The sequence below is a fragment of the Lactobacillus kefiranofaciens genome, from assembly GCF_014656585.1.
In the GTDB taxonomy this organism is placed as follows: Bacteria; Bacillota; Bacilli; order Lactobacillales; family Lactobacillaceae; genus Lactobacillus; species Lactobacillus kefiranofaciens.
In genome coordinates, this window is sequence record NZ_CP061341.1 from 2,032,975 (window position 1) to 2,053,441 (window position 20,467).

Here is a 20,467-nt window from a genome sequence, read left to right on the forward strand (position 1 = left end):
TCATTGCTATTAGAGATGAAAATGTACCTTTATTGCGTAAATATGCACAAAAACATTTAGCAAAATATCATACCAGCAAGAATTTCCTAGAGCTAGAAAACATCCTGGTAGTATGTAATCAATTACTACTAATCGAAGGTAAAAACTATCTAAGTCCAGCAGATATTCAGAGAATTGGTTCTTATTTACTGCATAATACAGTGTGGTCTAAATACAACCTCAATTTATTTGCTAGTTCACCCTTTTTACTAAATTCTGAGCTTGGTTTTAAGATTGCCATGCGGATTGTTCATAATTTTGATCAAATTAGTGATCTAAGCGATAACCTGACCATTTTCATGGGTGGACTATCAGACACCGTAATTGCATTTATTCTCAAGAAAAAGCTGGATTACGCGCAAAAGCTTTTAAATGAACTCAAAAAGATTAATTTACCTTTTTACTTCATGTTCTTCAATATCGCATTAACTCTTTTACAAAAGATAATTGATTATTGTCATACGGGTGACGAACAGCCGGTCTTAGCAATCTTTGATAATTTGATACAATTGAACTGCTCAAAACAGGCGCAAAAATTATTAGAAGCCTTTAAGGATGTTAAAAAAGTTTGGGAGGACGAGAATGTCTAGTTCTGAGAAAATATACTTAGCTAAAAGGATCTCGGCTATTGTTGCAATTATTACCTGGGTAATAGCCCTTGTTTTGACAGCAATAACAATTTATAACTGGATACAAGCTCCACATATGCCTGTTATTCACGACCACTTCTTTGCATTAATAGGTTTCATCCCTATAGTCAGTGGCTTTCATCCTGGTATTTGGTGTTTTGATATTGCAGTCCTAGCTTCCATTGTTTGGCTGTTTTTGCATTCGTTTTATAGCAAAGAAAATCGTTGCCACTAATGTGAGAACGATTTTTTCATGTTCGCTATAGCTTGTTTCTAAAATTAAGTATCCTAGTCATTAAAAATTCTTTCAGTTAATTCTGATTAGAATTAAGGCATGAAGAAAAAAGAAGAGCAAAAAAATAGCCACTCAGCCGCCAAGCTCATTGTGGTTATTTTTTGGTTTAAAAAATAAATTATAACTGCTTTAGCTCTGGCAAGCTTGCAGTTATTTAGTATATCTTAAAAATATATTGGATAGCATCGCTGATGCTACTCTACACTAAGGGGTTGGCTCATTTGCCAGCCTCTTTTTCATTTCTTATTATAGCAAGTTTACGAACCCGCTACAATTAATTATAATGTCCAAAACAAAAAGCAAGAAAAGACTAAATTGAGCCCTTTCTTGCTCTCATAATATGAAGTAATTAGAAATTATATTACTAACTATGAAGAATATTAATCTTCGCTAACCCAGCCGTCTGATTCAAGCATTTCTTCAACACTGTTAATTGACAAATTCTTAACTGCAAAATGTAATTGGTTTTCGTTCATAGTGTTTACAATAGTTTCTAACATTTTAATTACCCCACATTTATTTAACTCGTAATTCTCTTTACACATATATAATAACACTTGTTATTATAATTACAAGTATTTTGTTAAGTAATGCAAAAAAGGCTCCACCTGGAGCCTTTTAACATGGAGTTAAACACCATTTTACAACTACTTAGTAACCACTGCCGTAGCGTTAACCGTCTTTTTCTCTCTAGTCTTCGCACCCATCTTAATTGCCACAAAGAAGATGATCACTTCAACCGCAATCAAAGCAAATAATGCATACTTAACGCTGGCAAAGCCAGAAATTGAGGTCAAAACCGTAGTAAAAATTGGTGCTACAGCCATCAAGATAGTGTTCAATAGCCCAACTGATGATGCTAAAATCTTATGTTCAATCGTGTTAACTAACCATTGCTGCATCTTGATTGACGCGATACTTGCAGTAGCTGCCAAGAAAAAGTAAGCAACTAAAATAGCATACATATTAGCAAAAACAGCAGCGATAATTGTCGCAAAACTCAAAATAATGGCAATAATCGTCATTGTAAATACTGAAGCTTTTTTAAATAATTGTGGTCCAAACATACTGCCTAAGATAGCGCCACAGCTTACAACCACGCCCATTACCGCAATGGTAAAGCTGTAGCTGGTAATAACCATCGTCGCCTTGTTTCCCGCAATTACAATTGGAATTAATGAACCAAGCGCGGTCAACATCCCATTAACTAAAGCGATAACGAAAATCACAGTCAATAAACCTTGAGCCTTCTTCATTTGCTTGTATGAAGATTTCATGGTAGCGAAAAACTTTTGATCATTAACTTCTTGCGCTTCAAGTGGCTTCTGATCTTTTCTATGCTTTAAGCCGACGCTTAAGAATAAAAGACCTGCAACTAAGAATGTCAAAGCATTGATAAAAGCTAAGTTAGCAAATGACAAGAACAGCAATAATCCAGAACCGACAAATTGAGCCACAGTATTGATTACTTCATTCATGCCGTTAGAAAAGCCTTCAGCTTCACCAAACTCTTTTTTACCGACAATATCAACGATCAACGGAGCGGTCAAACCACCTGAGTATGAACCGAAAGTATCAGACAAAAAGTTAATAATCACAACTGCGATAACCAAATTCCATTGCGAAACGTTGCTAATGAAAAGTAAGCCTACAATGCCGTAAAGAATGAATCTAACTACCGCCATTAAAAAGATATTTTGAAATTTCCTTTTAGTTTTATCAGCTAAGTAACCAGCAAAGATATCAAATAATCTCGGAATAGATTCTGAAATAGCAATTAGCGATAGAGCTAATGAGTAATTATGCAGTTTACTTGCGTAAGTCATAAATGCTAAGTAAAAAAGAATGTCACCAGCGGTAGATAAGAAACTAGCAATTGAAAATCTTCTGTAGTCTTTGTTTTTCAAAAATACATTCATAATGTTTAAACCCTTTTTCTTTGTCTCGTTTGTTGTTGCAATTATAATAAAGTGAAAATGAGATTAATTTGAAAAAGTGGCGTATTTGACATTTTCGAGGTAAAAAACATGACAATCGGTGAATTACTTAAGGATGAAAGACTAGCAAAAGCCAAGACCCAAAAGGAATGGGTTGGCGATATTATTAGCACCTCCTACTACGCTAAGGTAGAAAAGAACAAGCATCGAATTACTGCAGAAGACTTATTGGCACTCTTGCGTCGTAATCACATTGATAGTAGTGACTTTTTTCAGCGTCTAGAAAACAATCAAGATTTAATCCATGAACAAGAACAAACTTGGAGCCACATGGCAACAGATGCTGTCTATCACCATGACATCCCTACGCTAAAAAATATCGTCCAATCAATTAAAGACAGTGAATTACCTCAAGATAAAAAAGAAGAAGATGCACTAGAAGTTGAGGGAATGATCGAAACTCTTCGCATAGATTATGAAAAAGATTACCAGCCTAATTTAGAATTGCAGCAGAAGTTAAAGGAGAGAATTTTTAGCATCCCTAACTTCACAAAACTAAAATTACAACTCTATTGCGACTTTATGGGATTTTACGACTTGGATGCCAACAAACAGATTATTAAACAAATAATCAAAGAAACAGCCAACACGACTGATAACCAAATCATGTTAGCCGTTAGCGCGATTATTAATAATTTTATCAGTGCTTCAATGTCTGCAAACCATTATGATGGTTTAGATTATTACATTTCCATAGTTGAAAAGATGCCGCAAATTCCCGAGTTATATCTAATTAAAAGCAGTATCGCCGTTCACAAGTATTTGATAGAATATCATTTTGAAAAAGATGAAAAATACATTGATTATTGCCAGAAAATCGCCGAGAGCTATCAGCTTACAGGGATGAAAGATTTTGGCAAAAATGTGGCAGCTTTTATTGAACAAGAGAAGAAAAAGGCAGATATATCAAAGAAATAATATGAATAAGAAAAGACTGTGTAGTTTCATGCACAGCCTTTTTACAATATTCATTATGTAAGAATTGTTAATTGAATTTAAATTGATCTAGAAGAATTAGTCCTTGACAACGTCTTTAACGTTCAACCATTGGCTCTTGTTGATCTTAACGATCTTCTTGCCGTTGGTCTTCTTAACTGCCTTAGCAGTGAAGGTTGAACCCATTGAAACTTTCTTGTTGGTCTTCTTGCCGTTAGCGTTTAAAACGCTAACTTTTTAGTTCTTAGTGTCCTTAACAGTAACAAAGATCTTGTCGCCCTTTTTGATTGAAGGGTTAGTAGGAGCAACTTCTGAAACACCAAGCTTTGGAGCATTGAAACTGGCAGCTTGAGCAACTGAGCTGACACCTAACAAACTCATTGAAGCAACTGCAACTGAAACAACTTTAACTAATTTCTTTGAATCAAACATAATGAATACCTCGTTTTTTCTATATCGCTTTAATTGATTGGAACTTTTTGTTCCCTCATTCCTTACATCTTTATTGTATAACATATGTTATTATTTGCAAGGAAAAATTGAAACTTTTTTAAAAAGAATTCAAATGGCTCAAAGCCTTGCTATGATAACAAGTATGACGATTTTTAAGCAAAAATTATTTAAAAAATAAAAAACATTTTTTTGTAATTTAAATAAAAAAAGAACAGATCTCAATCCGTTCTTTCCTCATACTCTAGATAAATCCTAATGCGTTATAGCACATATGCACTAGCATTGAGTAACGCAAATCTTTAGTCGTCGTGTAAATCCAAGCAAGTACAATACCCAGCACCCAATAAATAAAGATATACTTACTAAGCATTGGATCATGCATGTATCCAAATACGAAGCCACTTGCTAAGATACCTAGCCATTTATTTGTCTTAGTCTCTTTAGTAAAGAAAATATTGAAGAACATACCTCTAAAGATAACTTCTTCACAAAACGGTGCAATAAACACCACCATGATTTTAAATAAATCGCCAGTTGATTGCTCAATCCTATCCAATCCCTGCTGGTTTTCTGAGATTCCGCCAGCAATATGCAACATCACAGCTGCTCCTAAGACCATCAAAATAAAGCCTAATATAGCAATTCCAATTCTACGCATATCCCAGTGCGGTTCTCGATTAAAGCCCCAATCGTTAGCTTCCTTTAACTGTTTTTTATATAGATAGAAGATTAAAAATAAAACAATTACCGTAACCAGCGCAGTCACGATTACCCTACTATGTCCTAGCTCTACTTTTCGCGGATAAAAATAAAGTATTTGCAATACCATATATAAAGCAAATGCTAAAATTATTCCTGCAATATTTCCCAGGTAATGCCAAAATTTGCTCATTTTTTCATTTACACCTTGATTCTTTCAACTTTTACTTATTGTTTCCATTATAATGGAAATAATACAAAATGACTAAGGAGGAGTCATCATGTGGAATGAGATCATCGCTTTTTTAGGAAGGCGTGGAGAATTTTTCTACGTTTCGGTTTTCATGTTGCTAATGTTCTTCATCTTTTTAACATCATGGCTAATCGAACCACGTCGATTAATTAATGGCGTATTCTTTACTATCTTTTGGGTCTCAGTAGTTATCTGGAGCACAATCATGGTTCATAAGAGCACCAGTCATGGCTTGCAGCGAGCATACGACTTATTAATAATGGTTGTTTTCTTTGCAACGATTGTACTACTGACCTTTGCTTGGCTATTTTTGTTCTGGAACGCCTACTTCGTTTGGAAATACGAGAGCCATACATTGCCTAACTTGTTAACCCTTATCTCAGGAGTATTAGCCTTAATTCTCAGCCTAATGTTCCTGCTCGGACCAGGCAAATACTTACCACATTGGCTCAGTGCGCTGCTTGCTTCGATTCCAGCGATTGCAATTTATCTTGGCTTAGTCTTGTACAATTTCTTAGTTAACCTAATCTTGTATCAAATTTATCCACGGCGTTATAAACAAGATTATCTCATCGTCTTAGGTGCTGGGTTAATTAACGGCGACCAAGTTTCTAAACTACTGGCTGCCCGGATCAACCGGGCAATTCAATATTCCAACCGTCAATATCAAAAAGGCAGACAGCGGCCGATCATTATCATGTCAGGCAGTCAAGGCCCCGATGAAAAAATCCCCGAAGCAGTTGCCATGGCAAAATTCGCCCAACATCGCGGTGTTTCTCCTGCCCGCATTTTAATTGAAGATAAGTCAAAAAACACCTATGAAAACATGCTCTTTTCAAAACAAATCGCGCTTAAGGACTGTGGCAATACCAAATTTAGATCCACTTTCTTTAGCAACAACTACCATATTTTTAGAGCGGCTTTGTTAGCTAAGGAAGTTGGCCTTAAAGCCAACGGTGTCGGTGCCTTCACGCGTTTTTACTACTTGCCTAATGCCGTAATTCGCGAATTCGCTGGTGTGTTTGTCATGCATAAACGCCGCCATTTCGTTATCATGGGATTATTAGTTTTATTCTTTATCCTGCAAGCTATCTTAGCTGCATTTGGCTGGGTAAGGTTTAACGTTATCTAACAAGAGAGGTGGCCTATGCTTAAACTAAAACATATTTTCAAATCCTACAAGGTGGGCGATAATGTTACACACGCCTTAGACGACGTAACGATCGCGTTTCGTGATCAGGAATTCGTTGCTATCTTAGGACCGAGTGGTTCTGGTAAAACAACTATGTTAAATGTCATCGGCGGTTTAGATCGTTATGACAAGGGTGATCTAGTTATTAACGGCAAGTCGACCAAGAACTTCAAGGAAGTTGATTGGGATGCTTACCGCAACAATAGCGTCGGTTTTATTTTTCAAAATTATAACCTGATCCCGCACCTATCGATTATTGCCAATGTCGAATTAGGGATGAACCTATCGGGCGTACCTAAGAAAGAACGTCACAATAAGGCTATCGCAGCTCTAACGCAAGTCGGCTTAAAAGAGCATATCAACAAGCGTCCTAACCAACTATCAGGTGGTCAAATGCAACGGGTAGCGATCGCCCGTGCCATTGCTAACGACCCTGACATTCTGCTCTGCGACGAACCGACTGGTGCCCTTGATACTGAAACCTCAGTGCAGATTATGGAATTAATCAAAAAGCTGTCTAAAGACCGTTTGATTATCATGGTTACGCATAATCCGGAATTAGCCGAGAAATACACTACGCGGATCGTTAACTTTCAAGATGGTAAGATTCGTCATGATTCTGCTCCATTTGAACCGGAAAAAGAAGATGACAACTTCAACTTAAAACGGACTAAGATGTCCTACTGGAACGCAATTAAGTTAAGTTTCACCAATATTATGACGAAGAAAGGGCGAACTATTTTAACCGCCTTTGCTTCTAGTATTGGTATTATCTCAATTGCTGTAGTACTCGCAATCTCCAACGGTTTTCAAAAGCAAATCAACACCACGATGAGCAAGGCGCTTGCCAAGTACCCCATCTCAATTACGCAGACCGCAACCGATATGACGGCGATGGACGAACGCAAGGAATCGGACAAGAACGTCAAGAATCGTGGCTATGTAACAGCGAAGAAGGATGAAGCTGAACAAGCACAACATACCAACAAAATTACGCAAAAATATGTTGACTACATTAAAAAGATTAACCCCAATTATGCTAACAACATTTCTTACCAAGGCAGCGTTAATTTGAATTTGTTGTCACTAGTAAAGGGCAAAGCTGAACGGGTGCAATTTTCTAACAACGATCCCGATCAATCAGCTTCCATGACGCAAATGCGTGCGCAAGCGATGAGTTCGATGGGAATTGGCTCTTCTGTTTTTCCAACTACTTTGAATAAAAATAAGGGTTCTTTCTTAAAGCAAAATTACCAAATGCTATCAGGTTCTTGGCCGACTAAGGCAACCGATTTAGTTTTAGTAACTGACAATAAAAATACGGTTAACATCAATGCTTTAAAGAATTTAGGCTTTGACATTGATGACAAAGCTCAAGTTAAATTTAATAAATTGGTTGGTAAAGAGTTCAGAGTAGTCGCTAATAATGACTACTATCAAGAATTGCCAACTGGCATGTTTGTTCCTAAAAAGATTAACAAGGCAATGTATAACGGTGCCAAAACTAAATTGAAACTAGTTGGCGTGATCCGTCCTAAGAATGAAGATTCAATGGCCTTGCTTTCAACCGGAATTGCTTACAGCGACAAGCTTTCACAACAGATTATTAAAGATAATAAAAATTCTGCTATCGTGAAAGCACAAAAGAAGAGCAATCATAGCGTCTTAACCAATCAAAAGTTAAATGCTAATGAGAAGAAGGCAACAATGCAAGCACTTGGCGGTACTGGCATTCCTTCCGGCATTATGATTTACCCTAACAGCTTCGATGATAAGGACAAGGTTCTAGATTACCTCGATAAATGGAACAAGGGCAAAAAGAAGGCCGACAAGATTGTCTACACTGATATGTCGAGTGCTGTAACCACAATGACTGGCGGATTGCTTAGCGGAATTACGACTATTCTGGTAGCCTTTGCCGCTATCTCACTGATCACTTCCATGATCATGATCGGCATTTTGACCTACACCTCTGTCTTGGAAAGAACCAAGGAAATCGGTGTCTTGAAGGCTTTGGGTGCACGCAAGAAAGACATTACCCGCGTATTCGATGCGGAAACTTTTATCCTAGGTATTTTCTCCGGGATATTAGGTGTCTTTATTGCTTATCTATTAACTTTCCCAATCAACAGTATCATTTACAAGTTAACCGATTTAGCAAACGTAGCTCAGCTTGATCCAATGGCTGCGATCATTCTAATTATTATTTCTACAATTTTAACTTTATTAGGTGGACATATTCCTGCACGCATGGCAGCTAAGAAAGATGCTGCTATCGCGCTTAGAAGTGAATAGGATATACAAAAAAGCTTGGAGAAATCCAAGCTTTTTTCTACGCTCTTTTCATGACTAAATTAAGTGGCGTTACAATCACTGGCACAACGATTGCCGTAAAGATTGCTTCTATTAACCCATTTACGCCTAGTGCCGTAACCAAAATCAAGATTAGTGGTGAATTTGCTGCATCATTGCCCAGATAATACACCAGTGTTGCGGGATCATGCATGAAAAATAAACTCGTCAGCAAGATTACCATCACCGTATTAGTCAAAGACGTTACTGCTCCACTAATAACATAGCCATATTTATCATATTTTGTTTTCTTAAATTGCTTGGCAATCAAGCCTGGGAAAAAGCCCGCTAAAATACTAGGCACTAATGAAATGGCAGGATTTTGAAATAGCATCAAGCTAACCATATCACCTGGCTGAGTGTAAGCCACAAACAATCTAGTAATTCCCCAGAACAGTCCAAACAGAAAACCAGCTTTAGGTCCCATCAAAACTGCATAAATCGCAATAGTTAACGGAATGGTGGTGACAGCTGGCAGAGTAGGAATGATTCTCACATAGCCAATATTGGACATGAACGTTTGCATCAGCAAAACAGCCACAAATACGGCGGTGATCGTCATTCGTTTTGTTTCTTCTCGTCTCATTTTTATCCCCAATTCATCAAAAAATTTACTTTTTAAATTAAACCATATTTGCTAATTTTTCTCACTAAAAAAGAGCTGTTTCACATGAAACAGTTCTCTTTTGCACATATGCACAGAGTTATCCACAAGATATTGTGCTTGCTGTGATTTTAAATACTATATCTTGATACTAAATAACCGCTAATGGAGTTTTTTCCGTAGGTATTGGAAAGTCACTATTAATTAAGCGCAATTCATCATCAGTTAGTTTAATATCCTGAGCAGCAATATTTTCTTTCATATGCTTAATGCTACTGGATTTAGGAATCGTTAAAACATTTCCATTACGCATCGTCCAAGCCAGCATAATCTGGTGCGGTGTCACATGATGATCACGAGCCACAATTTTCAAATTTTGCGTAATCCGGATTGTATCACCCTTACCAGAATTAAATGGAGAATAGCCAATAAAGCTAACGCCATGCTTTTCTTGCCAGTCCTGCAAGTTAAATTCGGTGCCACGTTCCTTGATATTGTACAAATCTTCATTGGCAAAACATTCCTTGCCGCCAGGCACTGTGAATAGTTCTTTCATATCACTAGTATCAAAGTTAGAAACACCCCAATGACGAATTAGGCCCTCTTTTTGCAGTGCCTCTAAACCACGGATAGTATCAGATAAACGATGACTTCCCCGCCAATGCAGCAAATACAGATCTAAATAATCCGTATCCATTCTCTTCAAACTAGCTGCTAAACTTTGACGTTCCAATTCTGGCGTTGCATGGTAAGGATAGAATTTTGAAATTAAGAATAATTTATTTCGATCATATCCCTTAATCGCTTCACCAATTAACTTTTCACTCTTACCATCACCATACATCTCAGCAGTATCAATAATATTCAGGCCATGATCCAAGCCATAGCGAATTGCAGCAATTTCATCCTTTTTCTTCTTATGGTTTTCACCTAATCCCCAGGTACCAATACCTAAACCAGTTAACTTTTCAAAATCCATCCGGGTTCACTTCCTTTATTCAAATTTTAACATAATTAGGGATTTTTCTTTTTACCAATTGACAAAAGTAAGTGTCAATATTTTTGCGGTAGGCTATTAACCATTAGTCTAACCTTAATTTCTTAAATATTTATTTGATTTATTTTTCTGCTAAAATCGTTTAAATAGCTATGTCCTGCTGTTAAGCTTTCAATGGTGCCGTGATGAATGCCCAGATGAGCTTCATGCGTCTTTCTTAGGCTGGCACGAACTGCGCCTTTCAATTCTTTTTGATCACCAATATCGAGCTGCCCACCTGCAAATTCACTGCTAAGCCAGTATTCCAGCTCTTTGTTTTTAATGCAAGTCAGCACACGCAAAATACCCTCAGCGCCATTCTCTGACCAGTATTTTCCTTGTCCTTTAACGCGATAAGTATACTTGCGGTGATTGCTTTCACAGCAACCAATTGCCTTAATTACGGACAAATGACGCATCTTAAACGGCTTAATATCCACCCAGCGACGATGAAGATAGCTGCGCAGGCGCCTTAAATTCTCATGATTTTCTGGCGTATTCAGCTCATCAATCAGATTGCTTTCAATCGTGTCTAAAATCACGTCAGTCAAGTGGCGATCATACTTGAACTCAACTGCACTGATCAATTTGCTTGGCATAGCCGGCATAAAGCCTAAACGGTCCTTGATCTTTTTGTTCAAGTGAAAGACATCCAAGAAGGGTTCGTGCTGCCGGCAATAGCCAACTATTTCATCAAAGTCTTTCTTGGCATAGCCAGCACCGCCATCGGCATTACTGATGATTAAAGTATTGCTTAAGTCATAGGGATTGGCTAAATAAGCTTTAATTTCTGGTAAAGCATCCAAGCGGCTTAAAGAAACAAACTCTTTTCCTGCGCGTTTTGCTTAAATTAATAATATCCTCGCAGACCTGATAGCGATGAAATTCCAGTCGCTTCTTGGTGCCCTTGATCACAACGCCATCGCCTTCAAGATAAAGCACTGGCACCTTTTTCTTTTGGGTAATGCCATCGTATCTTTCCTCAGACTGCTGCTGTGCTTTAATCTGTTTGCCTGCTTGCACAATCAGCTTGCCAACTTGACTATGGCTAATCTTGAAACAGGAGAGAGTATTAACAGCTAAAGCAGTATTGCGGTAAGTGGCCACGGCGCTAACCTGCAAAATATCCTTCACTGCCAAAACACTGTAACGCTTATATTTGTCATAGCCCATCAGCTTATCCAGTGGATATTTAGCCTTTTTGCCAGGACAAGCATATCTTCTGCGCCAATAGCTAATCTCACCAAAGGCAGTCACAACTGAGCGCTTATTTTTCTTTTCAATCTGATAGCCTTGCTTTTTAGTTTCTTCAACTAAGCCGGCATCAACTTCTTCTAGTGCTAATTTCATTAATTCTCTAATCAAACCAAAGAAGTAGCACATTAATGCCTTTTCACGGGCAATAACATTATTTTCAGACTTAATAATTTTCACGATATCAGCTATAATAGATTCCATAAAAGACCAGCTTCTAATGTGTTTTTTGTTCTTAACATCAGACTACTGGTCTTTTTGTTTGAGCTCAAGTCCAAATTCAAAGGACTTGAGCTTTTTTAATTAATTATTCAACTTACCGCAAAAAATTATACACTTAGCCAAGTTACTCGCAACTTCGACTAATAGAAAGGAAGATTTCATGAAATATCTATCAAGAAATCAAGCAGAACAATGGCTGAATCAACATACGCTTTATGGTAAAAAGAGAAAGATGTTTACCAACAAATTTATGAAGAGATTAAGCAAATCATATCGCTTAGTTCCTGATAAAAATACTTTGTTTGGCAAGAAGTATAGTTTATTGGAATTAAAAGAATATGCACACGATGTAAATCCTCGTTCATTTGCTTAATATCAAAAATATAAAACAAAAACTACTGATAATTTTCGTCAAAAACGTTGATCTATCAGTAGTTTTTATTTTTTATGCACGCATATAAACCTTTACAACCAGATATAAACTCTTACCATCCTAGTGAAAAGTTTTAGTTTTACCAAACAATAAATTTCCTTCATCCATCAAACGACTCAAGATGAGATTATTGTTTCTTGGCAAATAACCCAGCTTCAATCCACCTGTAGTATATACGCTAATCGCATGTTCATCATATTGGTTATTGGGCTCACGTATCAAAACTAATGGATCATCTTCATGGAGTTTTGGCACCACGTGATCTGCTAAATTAAGATATTGACTACCAGCCAATTCACAACCATACAGAAAAACATCCCGTGCATTGCTAGAATTGCTGTATTGCAGACGTTTGAGCTCATCTACTTGCGTTTGCAGTTTTTCTACTTGATCAAGTAAATCTTCGAAAATATCTTGTGGTGGAATGTGAATAGTTTCATCAGAATCATGAAATTGCATGATCATTAGTCCTTTCTAATTTTACTTAGCATACCCTACCTTGTACCAAAGACTATTAGCAGCAGATGGTTTAAGTGAGTAGTTCACAATCTTTTTATTAACTGCTTGAATTGAATATGAATTAGTCAAGGGTACAATGTAAGCTTCATCATTCATATATTGTTGCCATTTATGGAAGACAGCTACCCGGTACTTATGATTAAATACCTTAGGTGAATCAATCTCATCAAGTAACTTATTATTTTCCTTAGTTACGAATCTTGAATCATTCATTGGGTTAGTCTCACTGTAAAGTCCTCTTGGTGAAGGTTCACTAGACAATGACCAAGATGCCATAAACATATCAATATTCTTATCGTCATGATCCAATTTATCGTAGAAAGAATTAAATTCCATCAATCTGTTGCCAGTCAAGCTAACATTCAAACCGATTTTATGCCATTGTTGAATGTAATTTTGTACGATTGGCTCTTGAACAGCTAAACTACTCATTGCAGCTAATTTAATTTTAAGTGGCTTACCATTAGGTTGAACTCTCCATTTACCCTTCTTCTTGTAGCCGGCTTTATCCAATAATTGATTTGCTTTCTTTAAATTATAAGGGAAGCCTTTAGCATTTTTCACAGCTTGCCATTGAGAATTAACTACGTCAGCAATATCAAACTTGTGACTCTTAATAGATTGTGAAGCTGAATTAGTTGAAACCACTTGGGCGACAATCTTGTTTAGCTTAGGTGTGCCTCTCCAATAATATTTGTTAGGTACCCAAGTTACTGATTGACCTCTAACCGCCTTACTTACCTTATATGGTCCAAAGAACATTGGATTCTTTCTGATTTTATCGGATGAAACCAACTTCTTGAATGGAATATCTTTTAAATAATGATATGGAGTTGCTGTTTCAAGGAAATAATCGTTACCTGATTGGAGCATCCCTAGCTTCATTTGAGAGTCGAATCTATTGTAATCGATTACAATAGATGCTACCGTAAATTTTAACGTAATTAAATAGTCTAAAAAGCAAAATTTATTAAAACAATAATTAGAAAGAAGAAGAATTATGAGTAAAGTTTTCGTATTTGGTGGCTCCGGCAGAGTCGGCAAAGATTTAATTAAAGATCTAGTAGTTAAAGGCTATGATGTAGTAGCTGGTGCCCGGCATCCTGAAAGAATTGTAAAAATGGATCACGTTACTCCAGTAAAAGTAGACTTACACGGTAGCGTTGATGACCTTATGGATAAAATTACGGGCTGTGATATTATCTACTTCACTGCTGGCAGCCGCGGTCAAGATTTGATTCAAACCGATGCTATGGGAGCGATCAAGACAATGATCGCTGCAGAAAAAGTTGGCATTAAGCGCTACGTTATGTTGAGCTCAATGTTAAGCTTAAATATTAACAAATGGAAGACTATCCCAGAACTAGAGGATTATCTTGCTGCTAGATTCTTTGCGGACAAGTTTTTAATGGATTCAACTGAACTTGAATATACAATTATCCAACCAACTAACTTAGTTGAAGAAAAAGGCACTGGTAAGATTTCACTTAATAACTCTGAATCTCAATCAAATCCAATTCCAGATGTTGCGCAAGTACTGACAGATGTTTTGAAGTTCCCAGCTACCAAATATAAGGTAATTGAGATGACTGGCGGAGACACTCCAATTGACAAGGCTTTAGAGCAAGTTAAATAAGAGTGAATTAAATATATTTATCCCGTTGATGACTTATCTATCTGATGAGCTGTCAATGGAATTTTTTGTATGGAAAAAGCTCACGTTTCTGTTAGGGATGTGAGCTTGTAGAATAATTAACTTTTCATTTGATTAATTGTAATAAGTTTTAACTTTATATTTAATATTTGTGTCCTTATACTACTTAATCTTTTTTAACTTAATTAACTATTAATCATTAATAAAAGCACTTTCATTTTTATTTTATATTGTATATTCGATTAAAAAAAGATAGAATGAAAATGTTCGTTTTAAAACTTGGAGGGATAAAAATGATTGTAAATTTAAAAAATCCTGCTACAAATCAGGTTAAACAATGCAAAGCAGGTTTTTCATGGACTATGTTTTTCTTTGGCTTCTGGGTACCTTTATTTAGAGGTGACTGGAAATGGTTAATTATCATGTTATTACTTGACTTAATTGGTATCTTCACCTTTGGCGTTGTTACTACAGTTGCTAATATTGTGATGAGTTTCTTGTATAACAAACTTTATATTCAAGATTTGATTGCTAATGGTTTCAAACCAAGTGATCAGGCTTCAGTAAATATATTGCAGCAAAAAGGTATCGCTTTTAACGGTATGGCTGCTTAAAAAAGAACTTTATGTAATATATTCAGTTGATAAACTGAAATACTACATAAAGTTTTTTATTTTACCTTATATACAAATTCTAACAAATCATACTAAAACTAATTTAATTTGTCTATGTGCAGAATTAGCAATTTCATTTAACAATCCTATAGAAACATTCATACTCCCAGATTCGATTCTACTAATCGTAGATTGAGGCTTTCCAACATATCTAGCAAATTCTTTTTCAAGTTTTGGATTTTGTTTAATTTTCTTGTCAATGTATTTGTCAAGAAAACTAATTTTTTTCACCCCGTATTTTTCTTCATATAGTTTTCTACGCTTCAAGGCTTTCTCTAGCTCTTTTTGAGGCATTTTCTCTGATTTTTTCTTAAAACTATGAGTAACTATATAACATCCATTCTAACTATGAAAATTGGTGCTCTAACAATATTACTAGAAAATTTGGATCTAATTTCTAATGGTTTCAGAGAATTTAATCATTTGCCTTATTGGTAAATCATCCAAAAATTACTCTTTTATACTTCCTTTATACTTTTCTTCAACAAAAAACGTTATCCAATAGGATAACATCGTTACTGTATTCAATTTCTCTGCTTTCAGCTAACTTAGTAGCTTCTTCTGCAGTATTGTCTTAACTTTCAAGCCTTTGATCGTAACATCGCTGGCTTTCACATAAGCACCACTTCCAACATAGTAGTAAAGTTCACGTGAAGTTTCTGTTAATTTGCCAGCATACTTAATCTTTTGATTACGAGTTACAGTAGCCTTGCCACCACGATATGACTTCAAACGTCAATGTTCATTAAGTTAAGATATTGACAAACTATTCAACCGTTTTTACGACCGTTTTGCGTGGGATTAATTATAAACATCTGCTTTTTATTATTTAAAGTAATTTACATTTATGCTTTTCCAGGATCTTATTCAATACAGTTAATTCGGGCAAGTTTTACATTATTTCTCATAGAATCTCTAGCTATTTAATTATTTTTCTAATAGTGTATAATAAACATAGAAGAGATAACTTGTGAAGGAATAACGCTGGGTCCCAAAATGGGGTAGGTGCTTATGCACTGAGCATTCCTATGTGCTTGGGGTTATCTTATTTTTTTACGCTCTTTTTTAGACTCTCAACAAAATGTTGAGGGCCTTTTCTTATTTCTCTAACAATGAATTCCACGAATTGTTGGAAATACGTAAAACTATGTTGATTTCCAATGATATGTTCATATGCAAATTTTGGAATCTGTTTAACAGAATAAAATTCTATTATCATGTTCAAAACATATTGATTAAATCCATGTTTATAACCCATCTGTATTCCTCTTTTATTAAGACTCTCATTTACAGCAGTAATTACATTATTATAGGAATATTTATGCGTGTCAGATGGATCCTTAACATCCTTAACTATCGCTACAGGATTATCAGAACTTTTTTCTATTTTCACTGTAAAATCTGCATCTTTTTTCTTCTTTGTAATATAAAGATGTTGAGCTATATTAATAGCGAACTTATCAGAATCATATTCTTTATTCAGTACATCAATCTCATTAGACTGTTGAATAAACTTTTGAGCTATTTCAGGCGGATATTTAATTTTTATTTCTTCATTAGTAAGGGGCTCATATCTGGCTGAAATAGTAAGAAAGTCTTGCAATATATATTCAGTAATGTCACGATTTTGAAAACGTACCATCTCATTTGTATAATTTAAAACACAAGCCTGAAAAAGAGGCGCATACTTCACTTCATATTCTTCAGTAATAAAATGCGTACTAATATTTCTTAACTCAATTATTTTTTCAAGATTAAGTCTAATACGAGTGTGTTTATCTGGATAAATTTTTTCAAACATTCTGATAAACTAATCGTTCGGTCAGGCTTATCTTTACAGTAAATAGATTCGCCTTTATCAATTAAAGTAGCTTTTAAAAGAAGTTCCCAAGCATTACAAATAAAGAAACTAAAGCCTTCAACTCTGTATTTAATTGTAGGCTTATTATAAATTTCTAGCCCCATCAAAAAAGTCATCATCAATATCATATAGTTCATAAGTCTGTTGAACCTGAACACCAACCTTGTATTGCACCATCAAATTGGTTAACATCTCGCCGTCAACAAGAGCGATATTCAATTGCTTGGCTGCTTCCTTTGCACCACTAGTAAATGAAGAAGTAGTGATAAACACACCACGATCTGCTCGCTTACGTCTTAATGCACCAGAAAAGCTATCGATTTCTGGACTACCAATTACATTATTTTCTGCATACCGCTTAACTTGAACATAAATAGTCTGCAATCCTAATGGATCTTGATTAATAATGCCATCGATTCCACCATCATTAGACTTTTGAGTTACCAATGACTGACCGTCAGTACCTTTGTACCCCATCTGGTTCAAGAGTTGAACCATCATGTGTTCAAATTTGTATGGATCTGTACTGCGCAATTTTGCAAGTAATTGTTCAGTTAAATCACTAGCTTGTTTATCAAACCAATTAGAGATTTGCTTCTCTGTAATTTCAAAAGTTTGATCTTCTGAAATATCTTCGTCAGTATTATTTTTCTCTTGCAGTTTTCGTTGATGTTCAATGTAAGCTGGTTGAGAGTGTACCAGTTCACGGGTGATGTTGAGGCCGTACTGATTACTTACTTTTCTACCTAAATCAGTAATCTGATACATTCCTCGTTTAGGTGAACTTAATAAACCTGATATTTTTAAATCACTTAATGCCCAATTAATTCTGTCAGGTGCAACTAAATCATGCCATCTCGATGTATATCTTAGAGTAGCTAGCTCTTCTGGCAATTTTACTTCTTCTAGCACACCTTGTATTAGTTCTTGTCTTTTCCAAATTTCTTTTTGGTTAGCAACTTGTAGTAATGGTCCTAAAAAACCATCCCAAGTTGGCATCCCGTTATCGCTGTGTTTTAAAGTTTTGTAATCGATCATTGGTCTTCATTCTTATTATGATTGGCTAAATAGTAATCTATTATATTTATCGACAACATAGTACATCTAAATGCAAACTCTAGCTCAGTTTTTTCTAAGAATCGTCTTCCATGAATAAGTTCATTTCTTATATTTAAGAAATTACTATCATACATTACTAAATAAACAAATATAAAGCCCTGAGCACTAATTAAATCTTTTTTATCTTCATAAATATAACAAATTATTTTCATTAATAATGAACTAGGATCATTATATTTAACCCCTGTATCATTAAAAGAATTATTTTTAAATGGTGATATTATACATCGAGCTGCAATATGCCGAATCTTATCCTCTAATACTGGAAACAATTGTGTAACTATTCCTAAATTTATTTCTTCATCATAAGGACTTAATAAATATTTATTTGATATCAAAATATTTTTATACATTGCTTTTTTATCCAATATAAAAATATTATTCATATAAAGATAATATGAGTCTAGGATTCTAGGTAATATATCCTCTGCACTAAAACTGTTGAAAAATAGTCCCTGATATCTCGTTTGTAAGTAACGGATATACTTTATAAAAAGCATTTCAACTTTATGATGCTTTAATTCTACCGACGATTTGATTTGAGGAAATACTCTCTCAATTTCTACTTTTTTAAATATAGAAAGAAGTGGAGTTTCATCTATAAGTTGCATTTCTCTAACAAATTTTTCCTCACTCAAAGGTAATAATTGAGCTGCTAGTTTTATTGGATTCTTTTCATATTCCTCTTGAAATCCTTTTACGACTTTATTAGGAAGAGAAAATTCGAGCGACTTTTCTATCATAGAACCATTTGACTTCTTAAAGAAGTAATTTTCCCACAGTTGTTGAATTTTAATAATTTCAAAATTTAGTTTTGATTTGTCTAATTTATTATTATTAAAGCACTTACTTAAAAATTTAGCATAATCTATAAATAAATCTGGTAAATCTTTAACATTAACTTTTCCATGCAATAGTTGCATAAATTTTTTGCTAATTTTATCTAATTCCGAATTTTTTATAAAATTATACAAATTATCTTGATTTAAATATCTGGTGAAATCCACTGTATTTTCAATTATTTCTAAACTTACTAATCGCCTTTTATCTGATTCTTCTATCCAGATTTGATTATGCTTGGATATTGGTAATTGAAGAAATTTAAGCTTCTTTTCAATTAAAATATCTGTTTGCATTCCTATCCAATTAATAATTTTTCTATAATTCGAATTTTTTATATCCGATGATACACAATGATCTTTAAATAAACAGCCTAAAAAATACATGGATGATGAAGAAACTATTTCTTTAGCTGCTAAGTTTTGATCGATAGCTTTTACCAATAATTGCAAATGACATTTTATTACTTTTATACTTGGAATATATTTTTTATTTTTTTTGCGTCGAATATTTACTCTATTTTTGAAATAATAAACAGTTTCTATAACAAAATTAGACACTGTATTATCTTGTCCAAAATAATCTTTCATATATTTTAAGACATCTGTACTCCATTTCCCTATATTTGGATAATCAGACCCATTAGAAAAATGTATTGCTGGTAATAATTTTGTCCCATCGTATTTTGTATCCACCATATTAATGAGTAAATTCTCCTGCCACGGTAAATTATTACTCGACGGAAGATACTGAAAGCTAAAAGCATTATAACTAAAAAGATTATTATTGTATTGGCCTAATAACTTTCCATTATATTCTTGTTTTATTTTCCTTATATTTAAAGTAAAAACTTTTTTTAATTCACCAATATGACATAATTTAATTGTATTTAAATATCTTTTTATTATTACTTGGTTTCTTTGAATTGCTTCAAAGCTATATACCTGAAATAAATTAGTATTTATAAAAAAATTCCAATAAAAATCAAAAGATACATTATTATCTTTATTGAATAATTGTGTAATATACCTATCCAAAAGAATTAACTTAAGTGAATCATCAGATATTTGTTCAGAAACTTCTTTCCAGGAAATTTCATTATTACAAAAGCATGCAATATACCACATTTGTTTAATATATTTATTAGAAAAATGTAATGAATCAATATCAACTTTTTCATTTTTTATTACTTGGTAAAAGATATCTATTGGTTCTGGGATTCTTAATATACGTTTAAAATCATACCAATCTTTCCAATTTTTAAACTTAAATTCTCTTTCAATATAGTCAATTAACCATTGCCAATTCAATGATCCGTTGACTATGCCTAAAATATATCTTTCTCTTATTTTTTTATCTAACAACAAATCTTTCATATATATTCCACCACTCGAATATTCACTTTT

Annotated in this window: 17 protein-coding genes and 4 pseudogenes; 8 read left to right on the plus strand and 13 right to left on the minus strand. The window is 34.5% G+C overall.

Translation table 11 applies throughout. The features are described from left to right. Positions 1–32 precede the first annotated feature (32 nt). The gene (locus tag ICI50_RS10000) at positions 33–629 is read left to right on the plus strand and encodes an Rgg family transcriptional regulator (protein WP_236694766.1); all 597 of its coding nucleotides are present in this window, start codon (positions 33–35) and stop codon (positions 627–629) included. Then, complete coding sequence (locus ICI50_RS10005) at positions 622–903, plus strand: hypothetical protein (protein WP_013855026.1); 282 nt, start codon at positions 622–624, stop codon at positions 901–903. The genes ICI50_RS10000 and ICI50_RS10005 overlap by 8 nt, the downstream gene beginning before the upstream one ends. 707 nt (positions 904–1,610) lie before the next feature. On the opposite strand, the gene ICI50_RS10010 is transcribed toward ICI50_RS10005, so the two are convergent. Next, positions 1,611–2,882: an MFS transporter gene (locus ICI50_RS10010; protein ID WP_056940771.1), complete on the minus strand. Its 1,272-nt coding sequence runs from the start codon at positions 2,880–2,882 to the stop codon at positions 1,611–1,613. A gap of 108 nt (positions 2,883–2,990) precedes the next feature. Here ICI50_RS10010 and ICI50_RS10015 point away from each other — a divergent pair, with 108 nt between their 5' ends. Continuing rightward, a complete protein-coding gene (locus tag ICI50_RS10015; protein WP_054640589.1) occupies positions 2,991–3,878 on the plus strand; it encodes a helix-turn-helix domain-containing protein in 888 nt (295 codons plus the stop codon). A gap of 96 nt (positions 3,879–3,974) precedes the next feature. Here the strand turns inward: ICI50_RS10015 and ICI50_RS10020 are convergent. Then, positions 3,975–4,328 (minus strand): annotated as a pseudogene (locus tag ICI50_RS10020) (hypothetical protein). Positions 4,329–4,590: 262 nt separating this feature from the next. Further along, positions 4,591–5,241 (minus strand): type II CAAX endopeptidase family protein, encoded by a 651-nt coding sequence (locus tag ICI50_RS10025; RefSeq protein ID WP_013855022.1) that lies wholly within the window; start codon positions 5,239–5,241, stop codon positions 4,591–4,593. Positions 5,242–5,329: 88 nt separating this feature from the next. On the opposite strand from ICI50_RS10025, the gene ICI50_RS10030 reads away from it, so the two are divergent. Beyond that, positions 5,330–6,433 carry a YdcF family protein gene (locus tag ICI50_RS10030; RefSeq protein WP_188891639.1) on the plus strand — a complete coding sequence of 368 codons (1,104 nt, stop codon included), beginning with the start codon at positions 5,330–5,332 and terminating at the stop codon, positions 6,431–6,433. Positions 6,434–6,448: 15 nt separating this feature from the next. Next, the gene (locus ICI50_RS10035) at positions 6,449–8,788 is read left to right on the plus strand and encodes an ABC transporter ATP-binding protein/permease (RefSeq protein ID WP_056941116.1); all 2,340 of its coding nucleotides are present in this window, start codon (positions 6,449–6,451) and stop codon (positions 8,786–8,788) included. 37 nt (positions 8,789–8,825) lie between these two features. Here the strand turns inward: ICI50_RS10035 and ICI50_RS10040 are convergent, their stop codons facing one another. From ICI50_RS10040 to ICI50_RS10050, 3 genes and pseudogenes are all read right to left on the minus strand, one after another. Beyond that, on the minus strand, positions 8,826–9,431 hold the full coding sequence (locus tag ICI50_RS10040) for an ECF transporter S component (protein WP_188891641.1): 606 nt from the start codon (positions 9,429–9,431) through the stop codon (positions 8,826–8,828). Positions 9,432–9,600: 169 nt separating this feature from the next. Then, positions 9,601–10,428, minus strand: coding sequence for an aldo/keto reductase (locus ICI50_RS10045; protein WP_013855019.1), 828 nt, complete (start codon positions 10,426–10,428; stop codon positions 9,601–9,603). 122 nt (positions 10,429–10,550) lie between these two features. Next, a pseudogene (locus ICI50_RS10050) lies at positions 10,551–11,943 on the minus strand (ISLre2 family transposase). A 178-nt stretch (positions 11,944–12,121) separates the two neighbouring features. Between ICI50_RS10050 and ICI50_RS10055 the strand changes: the two are divergent. Further along, positions 12,122–12,334 (plus strand): hypothetical protein, encoded by a 213-nt coding sequence (locus ICI50_RS10055; protein WP_054640709.1) that lies wholly within the window; start codon positions 12,122–12,124, stop codon positions 12,332–12,334. 120 nt (positions 12,335–12,454) lie between these two features. Here ICI50_RS10055 and ICI50_RS10060 read toward each other — a convergent pair whose 3' ends face one another. Then, complete coding sequence (locus ICI50_RS10060) at positions 12,455–12,859, minus strand: HIRAN domain-containing protein (RefSeq protein ID WP_244040352.1); 405 nt, start codon at positions 12,857–12,859, stop codon at positions 12,455–12,457. A 15-nt stretch (positions 12,860–12,874) separates the two neighbouring features. Next, a pseudogene (locus tag ICI50_RS10065) lies at positions 12,875–13,801 on the minus strand (ABC transporter substrate-binding protein); the annotation flags it as partial. Between the two features lie 112 nt (positions 13,802–13,913). Here ICI50_RS10065 and ICI50_RS10070 point away from each other — a divergent pair. Together ICI50_RS10070 and ICI50_RS10075 are read left to right on the plus strand one after the other, a co-directional pair. Next, the gene (locus ICI50_RS10070; RefSeq protein ID WP_188891645.1) at positions 13,914–14,549 is read left to right on the plus strand and encodes an NAD(P)H-binding protein; all 636 of its coding nucleotides are present in this window, start codon (positions 13,914–13,916) and stop codon (positions 14,547–14,549) included. 311 nt (positions 14,550–14,860) lie between these two features. Then, complete coding sequence (locus tag ICI50_RS10075; RefSeq protein WP_056941200.1) at positions 14,861–15,181, plus strand: hypothetical protein; 321 nt, start codon at positions 14,861–14,863, stop codon at positions 15,179–15,181. A gap of 87 nt (positions 15,182–15,268) precedes the next feature. Here the strand turns inward: ICI50_RS10075 and ICI50_RS10080 are convergent, their stop codons facing one another. From ICI50_RS10080 to ICI50_RS10100, 5 genes and pseudogenes are all read right to left on the minus strand, one after another. Next, complete coding sequence (locus ICI50_RS10080) at positions 15,269–15,571, minus strand: helix-turn-helix domain-containing protein (RefSeq protein WP_341783215.1); 303 nt, start codon at positions 15,569–15,571, stop codon at positions 15,269–15,271. A gap of 213 nt (positions 15,572–15,784) precedes the next feature. After that, positions 15,785–15,973, minus strand: coding sequence for a hypothetical protein (locus ICI50_RS10085; protein ID WP_082599038.1), 189 nt, complete (start codon positions 15,971–15,973; stop codon positions 15,785–15,787). Between the two features lie 313 nt (positions 15,974–16,286). Continuing rightward, positions 16,287–17,239 (minus strand): annotated as a pseudogene (locus ICI50_RS10090) (DUF3644 domain-containing protein). Then, complete coding sequence (locus ICI50_RS10095) at positions 17,187–18,140, minus strand: restriction endonuclease (protein ID WP_188891647.1); 954 nt, start codon at positions 18,138–18,140, stop codon at positions 17,187–17,189. Before ICI50_RS10095 ends, ICI50_RS10090 begins: the two are co-directional and overlap by 53 nt. Then, a complete protein-coding gene (locus tag ICI50_RS10100; protein WP_188891649.1) occupies positions 18,137–20,437 on the minus strand; it encodes a hypothetical protein in 2,301 nt (766 codons plus the stop codon). The genes ICI50_RS10095 and ICI50_RS10100 overlap by 4 nt, the downstream gene beginning before the upstream one ends. Between the last annotated feature and the right edge of the window lie 30 nt (positions 20,438–20,467).